The organism is Sphaerisporangium sp. NPDC088356 (assembly GCF_040685555.1).
Taxonomy (GTDB): domain Bacteria; phylum Actinomycetota; class Actinomycetes; order Streptosporangiales; family Streptosporangiaceae; genus Sphaerisporangium.
On record NZ_JBFBIK010000003.1, the window covers coordinates 14,923 to 28,438 of the forward strand.

The 13,516-nt window shown below is 66.9% G+C and carries 17 protein-coding genes; 12 read left to right on the top strand and 5 right to left on the bottom strand.

Annotation, left to right across the window (positions count from 1 at the left end; genetic code table 11):
- The first annotated feature begins 57 nt into the window (after window positions 1-57).
- From AB0O34_RS02140 to AB0O34_RS02150, 3 genes are all read left to right on the top strand, one after another.
- Window positions 58-351, top strand: coding sequence for a hypothetical protein (locus AB0O34_RS02140; RefSeq protein WP_363911626.1), 294 nt, complete (start codon window positions 58-60; stop codon window positions 349-351).
- Window positions 352-467: 116 nt separating this feature from the next.
- A complete protein-coding gene (locus tag AB0O34_RS02145) occupies window positions 468-1,178 on the top strand; it encodes a haloacid dehalogenase-like hydrolase (RefSeq protein ID WP_363911628.1) in 711 nt (236 codons plus the stop codon).
- A 142-nt stretch (window positions 1,179-1,320) separates the two neighbouring features.
- Window positions 1,321-1,944, top strand: a complete 624-nt coding sequence (locus AB0O34_RS02150; RefSeq protein WP_363911630.1) for a DJ-1/PfpI family protein — start codon at window positions 1,321-1,323, stop codon at window positions 1,942-1,944.
- A gap of 4 nt (window positions 1,945-1,948) precedes the next feature.
- Here the strand turns inward: AB0O34_RS02150 and AB0O34_RS02155 are convergent, their stop codons facing one another.
- The gene (locus AB0O34_RS02155) at window positions 1,949-2,647 is read right to left on the bottom strand and encodes an HNH endonuclease family protein (protein ID WP_363911632.1); all 699 of its coding nucleotides are present in this window, start codon (window positions 2,645-2,647) and stop codon (window positions 1,949-1,951) included.
- A gap of 159 nt (window positions 2,648-2,806) precedes the next feature.
- Here AB0O34_RS02155 and AB0O34_RS02160 point away from each other — a divergent pair, with 159 nt between their 5' ends.
- A complete protein-coding gene (locus tag AB0O34_RS02160) occupies window positions 2,807-3,163 on the top strand; it encodes a nucleotide pyrophosphohydrolase (protein WP_363911634.1) in 357 nt (118 codons plus the stop codon).
- Window positions 3,164-3,170: 7 nt separating this feature from the next.
- On the opposite strand, the gene AB0O34_RS02165 is transcribed toward AB0O34_RS02160, so the two are convergent.
- The 4 genes from AB0O34_RS02165 to AB0O34_RS02180 form a co-directional block, all read right to left on the bottom strand.
- Window positions 3,171-3,986 (bottom strand): alpha/beta hydrolase, encoded by an 816-nt coding sequence (locus AB0O34_RS02165; protein WP_363911636.1) that lies wholly within the window; start codon window positions 3,984-3,986, stop codon window positions 3,171-3,173.
- Between the two features lie 126 nt (window positions 3,987-4,112).
- Window positions 4,113-4,676, bottom strand: coding sequence for a type 1 glutamine amidotransferase domain-containing protein (locus tag AB0O34_RS02170; protein ID WP_363911638.1), 564 nt, complete (start codon window positions 4,674-4,676; stop codon window positions 4,113-4,115).
- A gap of 157 nt (window positions 4,677-4,833) precedes the next feature.
- Complete coding sequence (locus AB0O34_RS02175) at window positions 4,834-5,637, bottom strand: polysaccharide deacetylase family protein (protein WP_363911640.1); 804 nt, start codon at window positions 5,635-5,637, stop codon at window positions 4,834-4,836.
- 113 nt (window positions 5,638-5,750) lie between these two features.
- Entirely contained in the window at window positions 5,751-6,539 is a 789-nt protein-coding gene (locus tag AB0O34_RS02180) for a CPBP family intramembrane glutamic endopeptidase (RefSeq protein WP_363911642.1), read from the bottom strand.
- A 224-nt stretch (window positions 6,540-6,763) separates the two neighbouring features.
- Between AB0O34_RS02180 and AB0O34_RS02185 the strand changes: the two genes are divergently transcribed.
- The 8 genes from AB0O34_RS02185 to AB0O34_RS02220 all read left to right on the top strand — a co-directional run bounded on the left by AB0O34_RS02185 (window position 6,764) and on the right by AB0O34_RS02220 (window position 13,461).
- Entirely contained in the window at window positions 6,764-7,555 is a 792-nt protein-coding gene (locus AB0O34_RS02185) for a glycosyltransferase family 2 protein (protein ID WP_363911644.1), read from the top strand.
- A gap of 194 nt (window positions 7,556-7,749) precedes the next feature.
- Window positions 7,750-8,073, top strand: a complete 324-nt coding sequence (locus tag AB0O34_RS02190; RefSeq protein ID WP_363911646.1) for a hypothetical protein — start codon at window positions 7,750-7,752, stop codon at window positions 8,071-8,073.
- Between the two features lie 83 nt (window positions 8,074-8,156).
- Window positions 8,157-9,371: a hypothetical protein gene (locus AB0O34_RS02195; protein WP_363911648.1), complete on the top strand. Its 1,215-nt coding sequence runs from the start codon at window positions 8,157-8,159 to the stop codon at window positions 9,369-9,371.
- Window positions 9,372-9,939: 568 nt separating this feature from the next.
- Window positions 9,940-10,728 (top strand): hypothetical protein, encoded by a 789-nt coding sequence (locus AB0O34_RS02200; RefSeq protein WP_363911650.1) that lies wholly within the window; start codon window positions 9,940-9,942, stop codon window positions 10,726-10,728.
- A 7-nt stretch (window positions 10,729-10,735) separates the two neighbouring features.
- Window positions 10,736-11,569: a protein phosphatase 2C domain-containing protein gene (locus tag AB0O34_RS02205; protein ID WP_363911652.1), complete on the top strand. Its 834-nt coding sequence runs from the start codon at window positions 10,736-10,738 to the stop codon at window positions 11,567-11,569.
- 2 nt (window positions 11,570-11,571) lie between these two features.
- Entirely contained in the window at window positions 11,572-12,075 is a 504-nt protein-coding gene (locus AB0O34_RS02210) for an NUDIX domain-containing protein (RefSeq protein WP_363911654.1), read from the top strand.
- Window positions 12,076-12,340: 265 nt separating this feature from the next.
- Window positions 12,341-13,018 (top strand): DUF433 domain-containing protein, encoded by a 678-nt coding sequence (locus tag AB0O34_RS02215; RefSeq protein ID WP_363911656.1) that lies wholly within the window; start codon window positions 12,341-12,343, stop codon window positions 13,016-13,018.
- A gap of 14 nt (window positions 13,019-13,032) precedes the next feature.
- Entirely contained in the window at window positions 13,033-13,461 is a 429-nt protein-coding gene (locus AB0O34_RS02220; RefSeq protein WP_363911658.1) for a hypothetical protein, read from the top strand.
- The last annotated feature ends 55 nt before the right edge of the window (window positions 13,462-13,516 follow it).

The following is a 13,516-nucleotide window of genomic DNA, read 5'->3' on the forward strand; positions in this document are numbered from 1 at the left end:
GAGAGCAGCCGTCCGGGCCGATGACGACGGGTTTGAGAGCACGGGAAGAAGGTCGTGATGACGAACGAGGTCACCGAGGGAAAGGCCGCGGCACGGGAGCTGGCGGCACGGCTGCCCGGATGGGCGGTCTGGTACGGCCAGCACACCCGGCGATTCTGGGCCATGCCACGGACGGCCGCTCCGGCGGGCGCGCGGCTCGCGGAGGCCGAGACCGCCGAGGAGCTGGAGGAGGCCGTACGTCACATGTCGGGCGCGGCCCCGAGGCAGCAAGCCCCCGCGCAGGAGGCCTCACACCCCGCCCAGGCTCCGATGGACGACCCGCAGCACCACCGCGAGCCGGCAAGGCTCTGATCGCACGACACGCGCCTCGACGCCGCAGGTGGGGCGCCGGACGAGGCGCGTTCCGGTTTTCCACAGGGTGTGCCGGGGTGAGAGCCTGGGCCGGAGCCGTTCCGTATGCTCGGCCCGTGAGCCTGCCGCGCACCCTCGTCCTGTGGGACATCGACCACACCCTCATCAACGCCGCCGGCGCCGGTCGCCAGGCGTACGCCGACGCCTTCGAGGTGATCGCCAAGCGTCCTCTTGAGCACGTCGCCGAGATGGCCGGCCGCACCGACTGGGCGATCACCGTCGAGACGTTGCGCATGCACGGCATCGAGGCGTCCGGCGACCTGCTCGACTCCTTCGGCGCGGCGCTGGCCGAGGCGTTCACCGCCTACGAGGCGGCCGTCAGGGAGCACGGCCGGGTCCTGCCAGGCGCGCGGGAGGCGCTCGAAGCGCTGTCCCGCCGTGACGACGTGGTCCAGTCCGTCCTCACGGGAAACATCGAGCCGATCGCGATCGGCAAGCTCGCCGCCCTCGATCTCGACCGGTTCATGGACTTCGAGGTCGGCGCCTACGGCATGGACCACGAGGAGCGTCCCGAGCTCGTACGGCTGGCGCAGGGCCGGGCGACCGGCAAATATGGTCAGGCCTTCGGCTCGGCGAGCACCGTCCTGATCGGCGACACCCGCCACGACGTGCGGGCCGGCCACCTGGGCGGCGCCCGTGTCGTGGCCGTGGCCACGGGGGCGAGCGACCGGCAGACGCTGCGCGACGCCGGCGCGGAGCTCATACTCGACGATCTCTCCGACACCGAGGCCGTGGTCCGCGCGATCCTCGCGGTGAGTGATTCCTAGATCCTTCGCGGCTTCGGCGAATTCGATCATTCTCGACATCATGATCGTTGTTGAAAACGACCTTGAATTAACCGCTTGATCAGTATCTGCGATGCCCCCCGGGGGGGTGGATTCGTGCGGCTCCAACTAAAAGGAACTCGCCATGCGCATTGTCATACCGATCTTCGAGGGATTCACCGCGCTCGACGCCGTCGGGCCGTACGAGGTGCTCAGGATGGTCCCCGGCGCCGAGGTGGTGTTCGCCGCGTCCGGGACCGGGCCGGTGCGGGACGGGGTGGGCGCGCTGGCCATCACGGCCGACGCCGCGCTGGGCGACATCGAGACATGCGACGTGCTGCTCGTCCCCGGAGGGCCGGGAACCAGGAAGCTGCTGCACGACGAGGCCCTCACCGGGTGGATCAGGCGGATCGACGCGGCGGCGACGTGGACGACCTCGGTGTGCACGGGATCTCTGCTGCTCGGCGCCGCAGGCCTGCTCCGGGGCCTTCGCGCCACGACCCACTGGAGCGCCGTCGACCTGCTGGAATCCTTCGGCGCCACCTACACCGCGGAGCGCGTCGTGTTCCAGGGGAAGATCGTGACGGCCGCGGGGGTCTCCTCAGGGATCGACATGGCCCTCGCGCTCGCCGCGCGGCTCACCGACCAGACCACGGCCGAGGCCATCCAGCTCGCGATCGAGTACGACCCGCAGCCGCCCTTCGACGCCGGTTCCCTCGCCAAGGCCCCCCAGGCCGCCAGGGACCTGCTCACCTCGGGACGCCTCTGAAGGTCTAGCGGCACTGGGCGAGCATCGAGGCCTTGTCGGCCCTCGTGACCGGGAGGTCGTACTTGACCACGACCTGCGCGAAGCGGGCGACGTAGGCGCAGCGGATCTTCCGTACCGGAGGAAGCCAGGACGCGGGACCCGCTCCGCCCTTGGCCTCATTGACGGGCCCGTAGACGGGGATGAGGTTGAGGGGGTCGTTGGCGATGCGCACGCGCTTGGCCTTCTTCCACTTCGAGGCGCCCATCTGCCACTCGTACGACAGCGGCACCACGTGGTCGACCTGCACGCGGTCCGCGTCGCCCTTGCGCCACTGGATGGTCTTGCCCGTGTACGGATCCTCCAGCGTCATCGCGACGACGACGCACTTCGATCCGCTGCGGTATCTCAGGTGCTCGCCGTCCCGCGCCAGCAGGTCGTCGCGCGTACGGCACCCGTTGCGGGCATACGGTATGCCCTTGGCGGTGTCCGCCCAGTTCTCGCCGAACCGGGTGCGCGTGTAGCCCTGTTTGGAGCCCCGCGCCCCGACCCGCACCTTCTTGATCAGTCTGATGGCCGTCGCCCTGTCCGGATGGGAGGAGACGGGCACCAGTCCGGGCTTCGTCCCGTCCGGGTTCTGCAACGGGCTCGCCCGGTGGACGGCCTGCGTAGGGCTGTGGGTGTTTCCACGGGCGGCGAGGGAGACGAGCATTATGGCCCCCGCCACCACAGCAACGGTCCCGCGCGTGCTCAGCGCCGCCTCCCGGCCATGTACGGGTGTTAAGTCGGTCTATCAATCCCCATAAATCTCTTGATTGACACCGGGCTGACCCGGCGTGGACATGACGCCGGAGCCGCCGATCGCCCACCGGTAGGGTCGTGAGGCGTGACCGACAAGGTGGAACGGCTGGCGGCCAGGCTGGGTGAGTTCGCGCGAGAGCGCGACTGGGAGCAGTTCCACACGCCGAAGAACCTGGCGATGGCTCTGGCGGGCGAGGTCGGGGAGCTGGTCGCCGAGTTCCAGTGGCTGACGCCCGCCGAGGCGGCGAACCTCGACGAGGAGACGCTCGCCCGGGTGCGGTCGGAGCTCGGCGACGTGACGAACTACCTCGTCAGGCTCGCCGACGTGCTCCACGTGGATGTGGTGGAGGCCGCCCACGCCAAGCTCGACGAGAACGAGCGGCGCTACGACCCTGAGCTCTACCGCGGCTCCGCGAGGAAGGCTCCACCACTGTCCCCGTGACGGCCGCTCAGTGGTTCTTGAGGAGCACCTCGTGCAGTCGCTCCGCGAACGCCTGCGGAGAGCCGACGTAACCCACGTGATCGCCCGGGAAGTCCACCACCTGGATGCCGAGACGCTCGGCGAGCGCCGCGCCGGCGAGGTAGGGCATGTGCTCGCGCGACTCCTCCCCGCCCGCGAGGACGACCGGCGCCCCCCGCAGCCGGGCGACGTCGGGCACGTACTCGGCGAACGACCGCAGCTCGTGGGCGAAGAAGTGCTCCAGGTTGGCGGTGATCCTCGCGATCAGTTCCTTCGCCCCCGGAGGCAGCTCACCCTGTGGATCGAACTGTGGCCTGAGGCCGACCCCCTCGGCGAACCTCCGCATGGCCGGGCCGGCGCCCTCGCTGTTGTAGGTGTCCTGCACCTTCTGGAGGAACGCCGCCCACCGCTCGCCGTCGGGCAGCATCCACACGGCGGGAGGCTCGTGGGCGATCAGGGTGCGCACCTGCTCGGGGTGCCGTATTACCAGGTCGAGACCGACCTGCGCGCCGGAGCTGCTGCCGAAGATGTAGGCGGGCTCGGCGCCGATCTCCTTCAGCAGCAGGTGCGCGTCATGCGCGTACTCCTCGACCTGCCGCTCACCACGCGGCTCCCTGATCTCGCTGCGGGAGTTGCCACGCGGGTCGTACGTCACCACCGTGTAACGATCGGCGAGAACGCGCGCCACACGGGTGTACGAGGTGGTGTCACCGCTGCCGCCGGGAATGAGCAGCAGCGTCGGACCCGACCCCCAGACCTCGTAGTAGATGCTCGCACCGGGCACTTGCAGAGTGGATGTCTTCATGCATGTCAATGTAAGTTGACACCAAGGTGGATGTCAACCAACATTGACGGGGTGCCGTTGCGACCGGCCGGCGGCCACCATCTCTCGGCAGGCGAAGGGGCGTTCACCGTGGACGAATACGGTGGGCTACCCCGGGACCCGGCGCTCGGATCTGGCGAACTGCTCCACGATCGCCCAGCAGAACGCGGGGAGGTCGGCGGGCGAGCGGCTGGTGGTGAACTGCCCGTCGATCACGACCTCCTCGTCGACGACCTCCGCCCCCGCGTTGCGAAGGTCCGTACGGATGCTCGGCCACGAAGTGAGCCTGCGTCCCCGTACCGCGTCGGCCTCCACCAGAGTCCACGGGCCGTGGCAGATCGCCGCGATGGGCTTGCCGGACGCCACGAAGCTCTTGACGAAGCTGACGGCGTCCCGGTTCATGCGGAGCTGGTCGGGGTTCATGGTGCCGCCGGGCAGGAGCAGTGCGTCGTAGTCGTCCACCGACGCATCGGAGACGAGCCGATCGACGGCGAACGTGCCCGCGGCGTTCAGGTCCCACTGGCGGGCCTGGATCTCACCCGGGTGTATCGACAGCAGCTCGCTCTTCGCGCCCGCTCCGTAGAGCGCCCCTCGTGGCTGTTCCAGTTCGACTCGCTCGACACCATCGGTCGCCAGGATGGCGATCTTCCGGCCCTGAAGTTCGTGAGCCATGCGACTCCTCCTCCGATGGAGGGGCGTCCATACCGTGGCGGTGTACGCGACCCGTCGGCGGCGGGGAAACGGGTGACCCGCCTCCACCTTCGACGCCCTTGTGAATCAGCTCCATGCTAGACCCGGCCAGCTTCGATCTTGGGCCTGACCAGCGCGTTCAGAGGGAGACGAAGGCCAACCCCCGGTGCTTGAGTCGGGGGATCACGGTGCGCAGTGCTCTGAGCGTCTCGGAGCGGTCGCCGCCTCCGTCATGGCACAGCAGGATGTTTCCCGGCCGGCACGCCAGCATGCTCTGCGCGATGCGGCGGGTGCCGGGGCGGGACCAGTCGCGGGGGTCGATGTCCCAATCTATGGGGATCATGCCGTGGTCATCGGCCGTGTGGACCACCCGGCTCGACCACGAACCACCCGGTGACCGGAAGAACCTGGCGGCCACGCCCGTCGCGTCCGAGATGCGCCCCTGCGCCTCCACGATCTCGGCGGTGATCCGCTTGGCGGGCAGGCGGTTGAACGGGATCGGATGGTGCATCGTGTGGTTGCACAGCTGGTGCCCGGCCTGGACGATGCGCTCGGCCAGACGGGGGAACCGCTGCACCTGCATGCCGATGAGAGAGAACGTCGCCCGTATCTCGTGCTCGGCGAGGAGGTCGAGCATCTTCGGCGTCCACTCCGGATGGGGGCCGTCGTCGATCGTGAGCGCGATGGCGTTGCCCGGCGCGGCGGGGGCCAGGTCGTGCAGGCTGTGCACGGGCTGGTGCCGGGCCCTCAGCCGGACCGGCGTCCACGCGGCGGGCGGAGGGGCGACCGGCGGGTGCACCACCGTTCGCGCCCGTGCCGGTGCGGCGGCCGGCACCCGTGAGGACGAGCGGACGGCGTCTCCCACCACCAGGGACGCAAGCGTCAAAGCACCCAGAGCCCAGAGCGCTCGGCGACGGCCGACCTCGCTTTCCTCCAATCTCACGCTACCCAGCCACCTCGGGGATTTGACTGACCGACAGGAGCGATGACGGTAACCATGCGGTATAACCGGCAGAAGAGTCATGGCAACCATGCGCTATTAGTGCCGGAACCGGATCAGGGTAACCAGGTCACGCGGCCACGCAGGATGCCGTACCCGACGAAGGCCACCGCGTCGATCAGGGTGTGCGCGACGATCAACGGCATCGCCCGCCCCCATCTCTGGTAGAGCCGACCGAACAGCAGGCCCATCACAAGGTTGCCGATGAAGCCGCCGAAGCCCTGGTAGAGGTGGTACGACCCCCGGAGCACCGCCGACACGGCCACGGCACGCCACGGTCTCCAGCCCAGCTGGGACAGCCGGTGCAGCAGATAGCCGCTGACGATCACCTCCTCGAGCACGGCGTTCTGGAGGGCGGCCAGCAGCAGGACGGGAACCCGCCACCAGGTGTCGGGGAGCCGGTCGGGCACGACGTCGAGGTTGATGCCCGCGTGGAACGCCACGAGGTAGAAGGCCAGCCCGGTGCCCCCCACCACGGCCGCCAGCACCGCGCCCCTCAGCAGGTCACGCCCTGGCTCGCGCCGGTCGACACCGATGGTGCGCAGAGACTCGCCGGACCGCACCAGGAGATAGGCCACCAGGGCGACGGGCGCGACGGAGACGGCGATGCCGACAAGCTGGAGCGTCAGATCGAGCCAGGGCCGACCCGGCGCCATCGTGCCCACGAGAACGGCGTGCTGACCCTTCAACGCCTTCGGAGCCGTCAGCGATGCGATCAGTGAGACCAGCGACTGAAGGGCGCTGGCCCCAAGCGAAACGGCGAAGACGACGATGATCTCGGCGCCGATGAGCCGGGGAGTGAACGCCCGCGTGCCGGCGGTCGGCAGAGGTGGAGACTCGCGCATGCCCGCAGCGTAGACCCGCGCCGGGAAACCGGGGCGGCCTGACCGCCTGCCTGTGGAAAACCCTCCCGACCTACGCAGGCGACCCCACGCCAGCGTGAATGCCCAGGTCCGAGGCGTGACCATGCCTTAACGGCGCGTCCGGGCACCCATTTGACACCCAACTGAAAATGGTCTTGCAAGGAGGCGTTAAGTGACGTGCAGGCGGGTGCGTCCACACTGGGCGTATGACGACGTATGGAATCACCACTTCCCAGGGCAAGTACACCCGGGTCAGCGACGACCTGGCCATCGGAGCCACGGTCAGCGTGGTGGTTCCCGCCATGAACGAGGCCGAGAACCTGCCGCACGTGTTCGCGACCCTGCCGCACTGGATCGACGAGGTGGTCCTGGTCGACGGCAACTCCTCCGACGACACGGTGGCTGTCGCGAGGGCACTGCGTCCAGGGCTGCGCGTCGTCACGCAGACCGGCAGAGGCAAGGGCAACGCCCTCACCGAGGGCTTCGCGGCCGCGACCGGCGACATCATCGTCATGATCGACGCCGACGGCTCCACGGACGGGCGCGAGATCATCCGCTTCGTCTCCGCGCTGGTCGCCGGCGCCGACTTCGCCAAGGGCTCGCGCTTCGCCTCCGGCGCGGGCTCGGACGACATCAGCCTCACCCGCTCCCTCGGCAACACGATGCTGACCACGCTGACCAACATGTTGTACGGCACCCGCTACACCGATCTCTGCTACGGCTACAACGCCTTCTGGGCCCGCCACCTCGACGCGCTGGCCCTCGACTGCGACGGCTTCGAGATCGAGACGCTCATGAACGTACGGGCGGCCCAGGCCGGTCTCGCCATCCACGAGATCCCGAGCCACGAGCACTGCCGCATCCACGGGACCAGCAACCTGCGCGCCGTACGCGACGGCTGGCGCGTGCTCAAGACCATCCTGCGCGAGCGGGCCGGCCGTACGAGCGACCCCCAGAGCCGGCCGGTCGGCACCATCTCCGAGCACGCCGCCGCCTGACCCTCCGGCCCGCGGGGCGCCGGGGATGAACTCGCGATGGAGACGGCAAAGAGGTGCGAGCGAACTCGAACGCCTCTTCGAAGAGTTGGCCACGGCGCGCGGTATCGGTTGCGAGGCCTTCGAGAAGTTGATATTGCTTGCGCTAGCGAGCCCACCAAAGGGATCAAAGATCATTTTGGTGGGGGGTGGGTCGCTTGGCCAGATCGAGACAGCCGAAGCTGGTGCGCAGGCTGGAGGAGGCATCCAAGGTCGTCAGGGCCACGACCGGCCTGCTCAGGCAGATGTCGGGCCTGCTCCGCCAGCTCGTCATGATGGTCGGCTGGCTGGTCCTGCTCGCCGGCTCCGTCCGCCTGCTCATCGACCCGCCCTCGACCCTGTCACCGGAGCACTTCGTCGCCCCCGGCGCCGGAGCGGCCGCCGTCATCCAAGGCCTGATCAAGCTGCCCGCCAGATGGTGGCGGCCGGAGCCGTCCGGCCTCACCGATCTCGTGGACGCGGCACGAGCGCCCGAGACGTGACTGAAGCTCGTCCTCGTCCCCCGGCGCGCTTCCGGAGGATTAATGGAAGGCACCGGCTGATGCGGTGGTGCCAGGATGCCCGGATGGAAGCGATTCTTCGGGCCGCTGGCAAGGTGGTCGGCGTCGAGCTCTGCGATCCGGTCGATCTGGGTGGAAGCTCGCGTAGCACCGTTCTGCGGTGCCGTACGGCGGCGGGTGGCAGCGTGGTCGTCAAGGTGTTCACCGCCGAGCCGGAGGGACTGCGCGCCTTCACCGGGGAGGCGGCCGGGCTGTCGCTGCGGTTGACCGGTTCCGGCCCACTGACCGGTTCCGGCCCACTGACCGGTTCCGGCCCACTGATCGGTTCCCACCCACTCAACGGTTCCCGCCCACTGACCGGCGCCGACCCGCTCGCCGGTCCTCAGCTGCTGGGCGTGGACACCTCGGCCAGGGTGCTGGTGATGACGGACCTCGGGAACGCGCCGACGCTTGCGGACGTACTGCTGGGGGACGATCCGAAGGCCGCCATGGACGGCCTCCTCGCCTGGGCGCGCGCGCTTGGACGGGTGGGCGCCGGATCGGCGCACCGGCGGGCGGATCTCACACGCCTGTGGACCACGTACGACAAGGGCATGCCGTCCTGGGGTGACGACCCGTGGATCGCGCGGAACGCCACCGCGTTCCTCAGTCTGCTGCCGGCGCTCGGCATCACGGTGCCGCCGGGGCTGCCCGAGGAGCTGGCGCGCATCGGTACGGCCGGCGGGGAGCAGTACCCGGCCTTCACCCCGGGGGACACCTGTCCCGACAACAACCTGCTCACGCCGGACGGCCTGCGGCTGATCGACTTCGAGGGCTCGTCCTATCAGTCGGTCTTCATGACGGCCGCGTACTGCCGGATGCCGTTCTCCAGTTGCTGGTGTGTCTTCGTTCTGCCGGCCGGGGTGGCGGAGGAGATCGAGCAGGCCTACCGGACGGAGGTCACCGCGGCGTACCCGGCGCTGGCCGAGGACGCCGTGTGGCACGCCGGTGTCGGCCAGGCGATCGCCGTCTGGACGGTCGACGTGACGGTACGGCTGCTGCCGCGCACGGTGGAGGACGCACCGCTGCACCGCACCCGGCGCCCCGCGCCGACGATGCGCCAGCTCCTCAGGCACCGTTGGGAGATCGCGAGCACGCTGGAGGAGTTCCCCGCGTTCGCGGAGACCATGCGACTGCTCCTGGCGGAGGTGGCGGACGAATGGAACGCGTCTCCGCTGCCCGGGTACCCCGCCTTCAGCGAGGCGACGCCCGTCGACAACCCGGTCGAATCGTCGCCGTAGCCGCTTGGCACGATCACCAGTGGACGACCTACTCGCCAGCGTCCCAACAGCACGCGTGCACTGAAGAGCCCCTGGCCATTGCCGGGGGCTCTTCGACGTCTCCGAAACCGAGGCTGGAAATCGAACTCACCCTTCTTCACCCCATCGATGAAGGCGTCCCGCACACTCGCGCTCACCAGTAGGGGGTCCTGTTCGGGGACCTCGGTGTCCCGCAGCCCGACCCGGACAGCGCTTGTCCAGCCATGAATTGGAAACGCTGTGAAGCTGGCGGAACCGTCCACCGCGGGCAGGCGGCGGCGCGGCGAGGACGGCCGGCTGGTCCATGACTTCGTCTCCGAGGACTGGGACACCCGCTTCCTCGGCGACCTCTACCAGGACCTGTCCGAGGCGGCCCGCAAGACAGCACCTCAAAGCCCTGCCCGAACAGAGATCTCCGGAGTTTCCGCAGGCGATCCGTGGTGTCATCGAGCAGATCCCCGACCCGGAGGAGACGCTGCAGGGCATCCTGCGACTGCCCAGGGTTGAGCACTCGATCCGCTTCTGCGCGTTATACGGATTACTGCTCCGATTGCGCAGAGAGGAGCGCCACAGCGAGTACGAGCACACGGTCGTACGCCATGCCAAGCAATTCCAGAAAGAACCCTATTTCCCCACCTTCCTCGCGATAATAGAGCGTAACCGGGGAGATGTGGCGAGCCTTAGAAAGGCCGTCGAATATTCGCGTCGCGCGGCAGGCGACATGCCGGACGCCGCCGGGGTCGTACATCAGGTGGCCGCCTTCATGGCAGAATATCTTGAGCGAAGAGCGGAGCCTCCGACGATCAATGAGGTCGAAGAAGCGGAGCGTTGCGCAGACGCGGCCATAACATCGACCAATGGGCGGATCGCACACTATCACGAGACAAAAGCACGCATTCTTACACTTCGACATGAATTCGACTCAGCGCGCATATCCCTTACTCAGGCCATCGAGTTGGAGCCTCGCCAGAGCCGCGATTACCACAGGCGATTGATGCAGTATCACACCACACGGATGCGCATCGACATGGTTGAGCAGCAGGCACGTTGTCATGAGATGCAGGAGAGCAACAAGCGGGAGCTGACGGAGTTCAAGAACCAGCAACTGCAGCTTCTGGGACTGCTCGCCGCGGTGGTCGCCCTCATCGCCGCCGGGGCGAACATCGCAAGTCAAAGCAAGCCCTCCGACGGCGTCCTGCTCATAGAGGTCATGGCCGGGGCGGTCGTCATCGTGTTCTCGGCGTTCTCGCTGATGGCGGCCCGCTCACTGTGGCGCGTGCTGGTCTCGTTCGCCGCGGGCCTGGCCCTGATATTGATCCCGCACATCTTCGGACGGTGACACCATTGTGAAGGTTCTGGATATCACAGAGAGCCCAGGTTCCCCTGCAAAGCCGACCGAGGACAGGGCGGGCTCATCAGGAAATCTGGCCTGGGTGATCGACGGGGCGACCGACTTCAGCAACGAGAGCACCCTGCCCGGCAGCTCGAATGTCCAGTGGCTGGTGCGACTCGTGGACCAGAGCTTGCACGATCTCGGAGCGGTCAACAAGTACACGAGGGTCATCGAGGTCTTCGACCGCCTGGGCGAGACGGTCCGTGCTGAGCTTGCCTCTCTTGCCCCTGATGACCTGCGCAACCATCCCTGCTGCTCGATCGGCCTGGCCGCCTTTGACGCCGATTCCGTGGAAGTCGGCCGGATCGGTGACGCCACTCTGGTCACTTATCAGGAAGAACGCGTCACCAGGGAGGTCAGTACGGACTTCTTCGACGCGCGCGAGGCACAAGCAGTCGAGCGGTCACGGACGTCCCTGCAGACCAGGCCGGCGATTATGGCTGGGATATCTGCCCGGCGCGCGGAGTACATCAAGGGCGTTCACGGGGAGTCCGTTTTCTCGGGCCACCCCGAAGCGGTCTTCAAAGTTCACCGGGCAACCGTTCCCTTAACAGAGGCGGACACCGTCCTGATCTGTACCGACGGCTTCGCCCGAGCGATCGCCGACTATCGGATATTCACAGACTGGCAAGGCCTCGGCCGGCGTGCCCGCGACGAGGGCCTTGACAGGATCACGTCCCTGATCAGGCAGTACGAAGCGACTTCGGCCGGCGTGTCGTCAGGCAACAAGTTCAAGAGCGCTGACGACGTGGCGGCCATTCTCTTAGGCAACGAAGGCAGGAGATGAACATGGACGGCCCTGACCGCCTCCGTAGTAATGGCATGCCAGAGTACCTTGTCGAGCGAAACCCCGGCTATTTCGAGTATCAGCTTCCGATATCGGTCAAACTTGTCATCGACATGGGCGGAAAGGTTCCGCTGCTCATGAACGAGCGCGACGAGTGGGAACTTCCCGGTGGGAAGCTTGAAGTTGGGGAGACACCTGAGGTGTGCGTCTGCCGGGAGGTCTTCGAGGAACTGAACATCACCGTGACCGTCGAAGAGATCCTGGACACCTGGGTCTACGAGATCACCCCACTGCGGCACACCTTCATCGTCAGCTACGGAGCCGCCTACAGCGGCGACGAGCAGGTGCGCAGCTCCAACGAGCACAAAAAGCTCGGACTCTTCGACTACGCCGACGTGCCGGTTCTTCCCATGCCGGAACCCTACAAGCGAACGATACAGAGGTGGGAGAGTCTCCCCTCGCGGAGCGGTGACCTCACAGGGGACCGAGCTGAACGCCGTGCGTAGGAAGGCCGAGGAGGAGGTCACGGGACGCTCGCGGGAAACGGCCTGAGCGATCTGGCCTGAGCGAGAGCAGGATCGCCATTTGGTCCATAACGGACATGAATCCCAAAAGCGGGCGCGCTAGGTTAATGGCACCCTGTCCGATAAGCCATAAATCGGACTAGCTTTAATTCAATTCATTCACGGCAATCTCGATTTCGTGATCTAATCCTCAAGTTGTTGAGGGACTTGGGTTTCCGCAGAGCGCACCGATGGGATGATGCGCAACATGAGCGTCGTCGTCGACCTCCTCGCACGGCCGACCTACACGATGTCGCAGGTCGATCGCTTGCTCGGCCTGCGACCAGGCACCGCACGACGCTGGATTGACGGATATACCCGCAATGGGCGCTCCTACGATCCGGTTGTCCGGCAGCGCCATACCGGCGAAGATCTGGCGACGTGGGGCGAATTCGTCGAGACTCGCTTGCTGGCCGGCTACCGCAACGCGGGCGTCCCCATCATCAACATGCGACCAGCCATAGCGAAGCTGCGGGGCGAGACCCGATCGCAGTATCCTCTCGCCCTCTCGGCGAACTTCGTGACCCCGCATGGCAAGGAGCTCGTCCAGAGGATCCAGGAGCAGGTCGGTCTGCAGAGTGAGCTTCTGCTCGTGGTCATGCGGAGTGGCCAACTCGTCATGGCCGACCCCGTCGAGATCTTCGTCAACGCCGTGGAGTTCACCAATGGGACGGCCGTGCGTATGCGTCCCGATCCGAAGTTTCCCGAGATCAAGATCGATCCACTGCGGGCCTTCGGTGAGCCCTCAGTTCGAGCCGTCCCCACCGAGGTGATCGCTGAGCAGGTCAGGGCGGGCGACTCCGAAGAGCTGATCTCTGAGCTATACGAACTGTCGCCTGAACAGGTGCGTGCCGCAGTCCTGTTCGAGAAGCGCCGCAGCGCCTGAACTTCTGGAAAGTCGTGCCCCCCATAGATCCGCAGAGCCTGCGCTTTTTCGTTGATGAAACCTCCCTGGGCGTCGGCCGAGCATTGGCCATACTTCGCCGGGACGTCATCCATACCAACCACAAGCTCATCCCTGAAGTGCCACTCGGCACGCTGGATGACGACTGGATCCCTGAGGTGGCGGCCAGGGAGCTGGTGGTGATCACGCGCGACAAGCGCATCCGTACCAAGCATGCGAAGGCCATGCACTATGCCGAGAACGGGCTGCGTGTCTTCTGGATCGCAGGGAAGAAAGACCTGTCCAATTGGGACACCATGTGTCTGCTGACGCGCCGATGGGATGACATCGAGCGGGAGATCAAGGAACGCGGACCTGGCCCATGGTTCATGGCGATCAACGAGACCAAGCTCAGTGAGATGCAACTCAGACATCAGGCGCACTGAACTGCTGTCCTGCTCGTCAACGAGAAGCCCTTGGCTGCTGCCAAGGGCTTCTCAT

Excerpts from the sequence above, each read along its gene's own strand:
- AB0O34_RS02140 (WP_363911626.1), top strand. The coding sequence starts at position 58 with ATGACGAACGAGGTCACCGAGGGAAAGGCCGCGGCACGGGAGCTGGCG.
- AB0O34_RS02150 (WP_363911630.1), top strand. The coding sequence starts at position 1,321 with ATGCGCATTGTCATACCGATCTTCGAGGGATTCACCGCGCTCGACGCC.
- AB0O34_RS02165 (WP_363911636.1), bottom strand. The coding sequence starts at position 3,986 with ATGAAGACATCCACTCTGCAAGTGCCCGGTGCGAGCATCTACTACGAG.
- AB0O34_RS02170 (WP_363911638.1), bottom strand. The coding sequence starts at position 4,676 with ATGGCTCACGAACTTCAGGGCCGGAAGATCGCCATCCTGGCGACCGAT.
- AB0O34_RS02180 (WP_363911642.1), bottom strand. The coding sequence starts at position 6,539 with ATGCGCGAGTCTCCACCTCTGCCGACCGCCGGCACGCGGGCGTTCACT.
- AB0O34_RS02185 (WP_363911644.1), top strand. The coding sequence starts at position 6,764 with ATGACGACGTATGGAATCACCACTTCCCAGGGCAAGTACACCCGGGTC.
- AB0O34_RS02195 (WP_363911648.1), top strand. The coding sequence starts at position 8,157 with ATGGAAGCGATTCTTCGGGCCGCTGGCAAGGTGGTCGGCGTCGAGCTC.
- AB0O34_RS02210 (WP_363911654.1), top strand. The coding sequence starts at position 11,572 with ATGGACGGCCCTGACCGCCTCCGTAGTAATGGCATGCCAGAGTACCTT.
- AB0O34_RS02215 (WP_363911656.1), top strand. The coding sequence starts at position 12,341 with ATGAGCGTCGTCGTCGACCTCCTCGCACGGCCGACCTACACGATGTCG.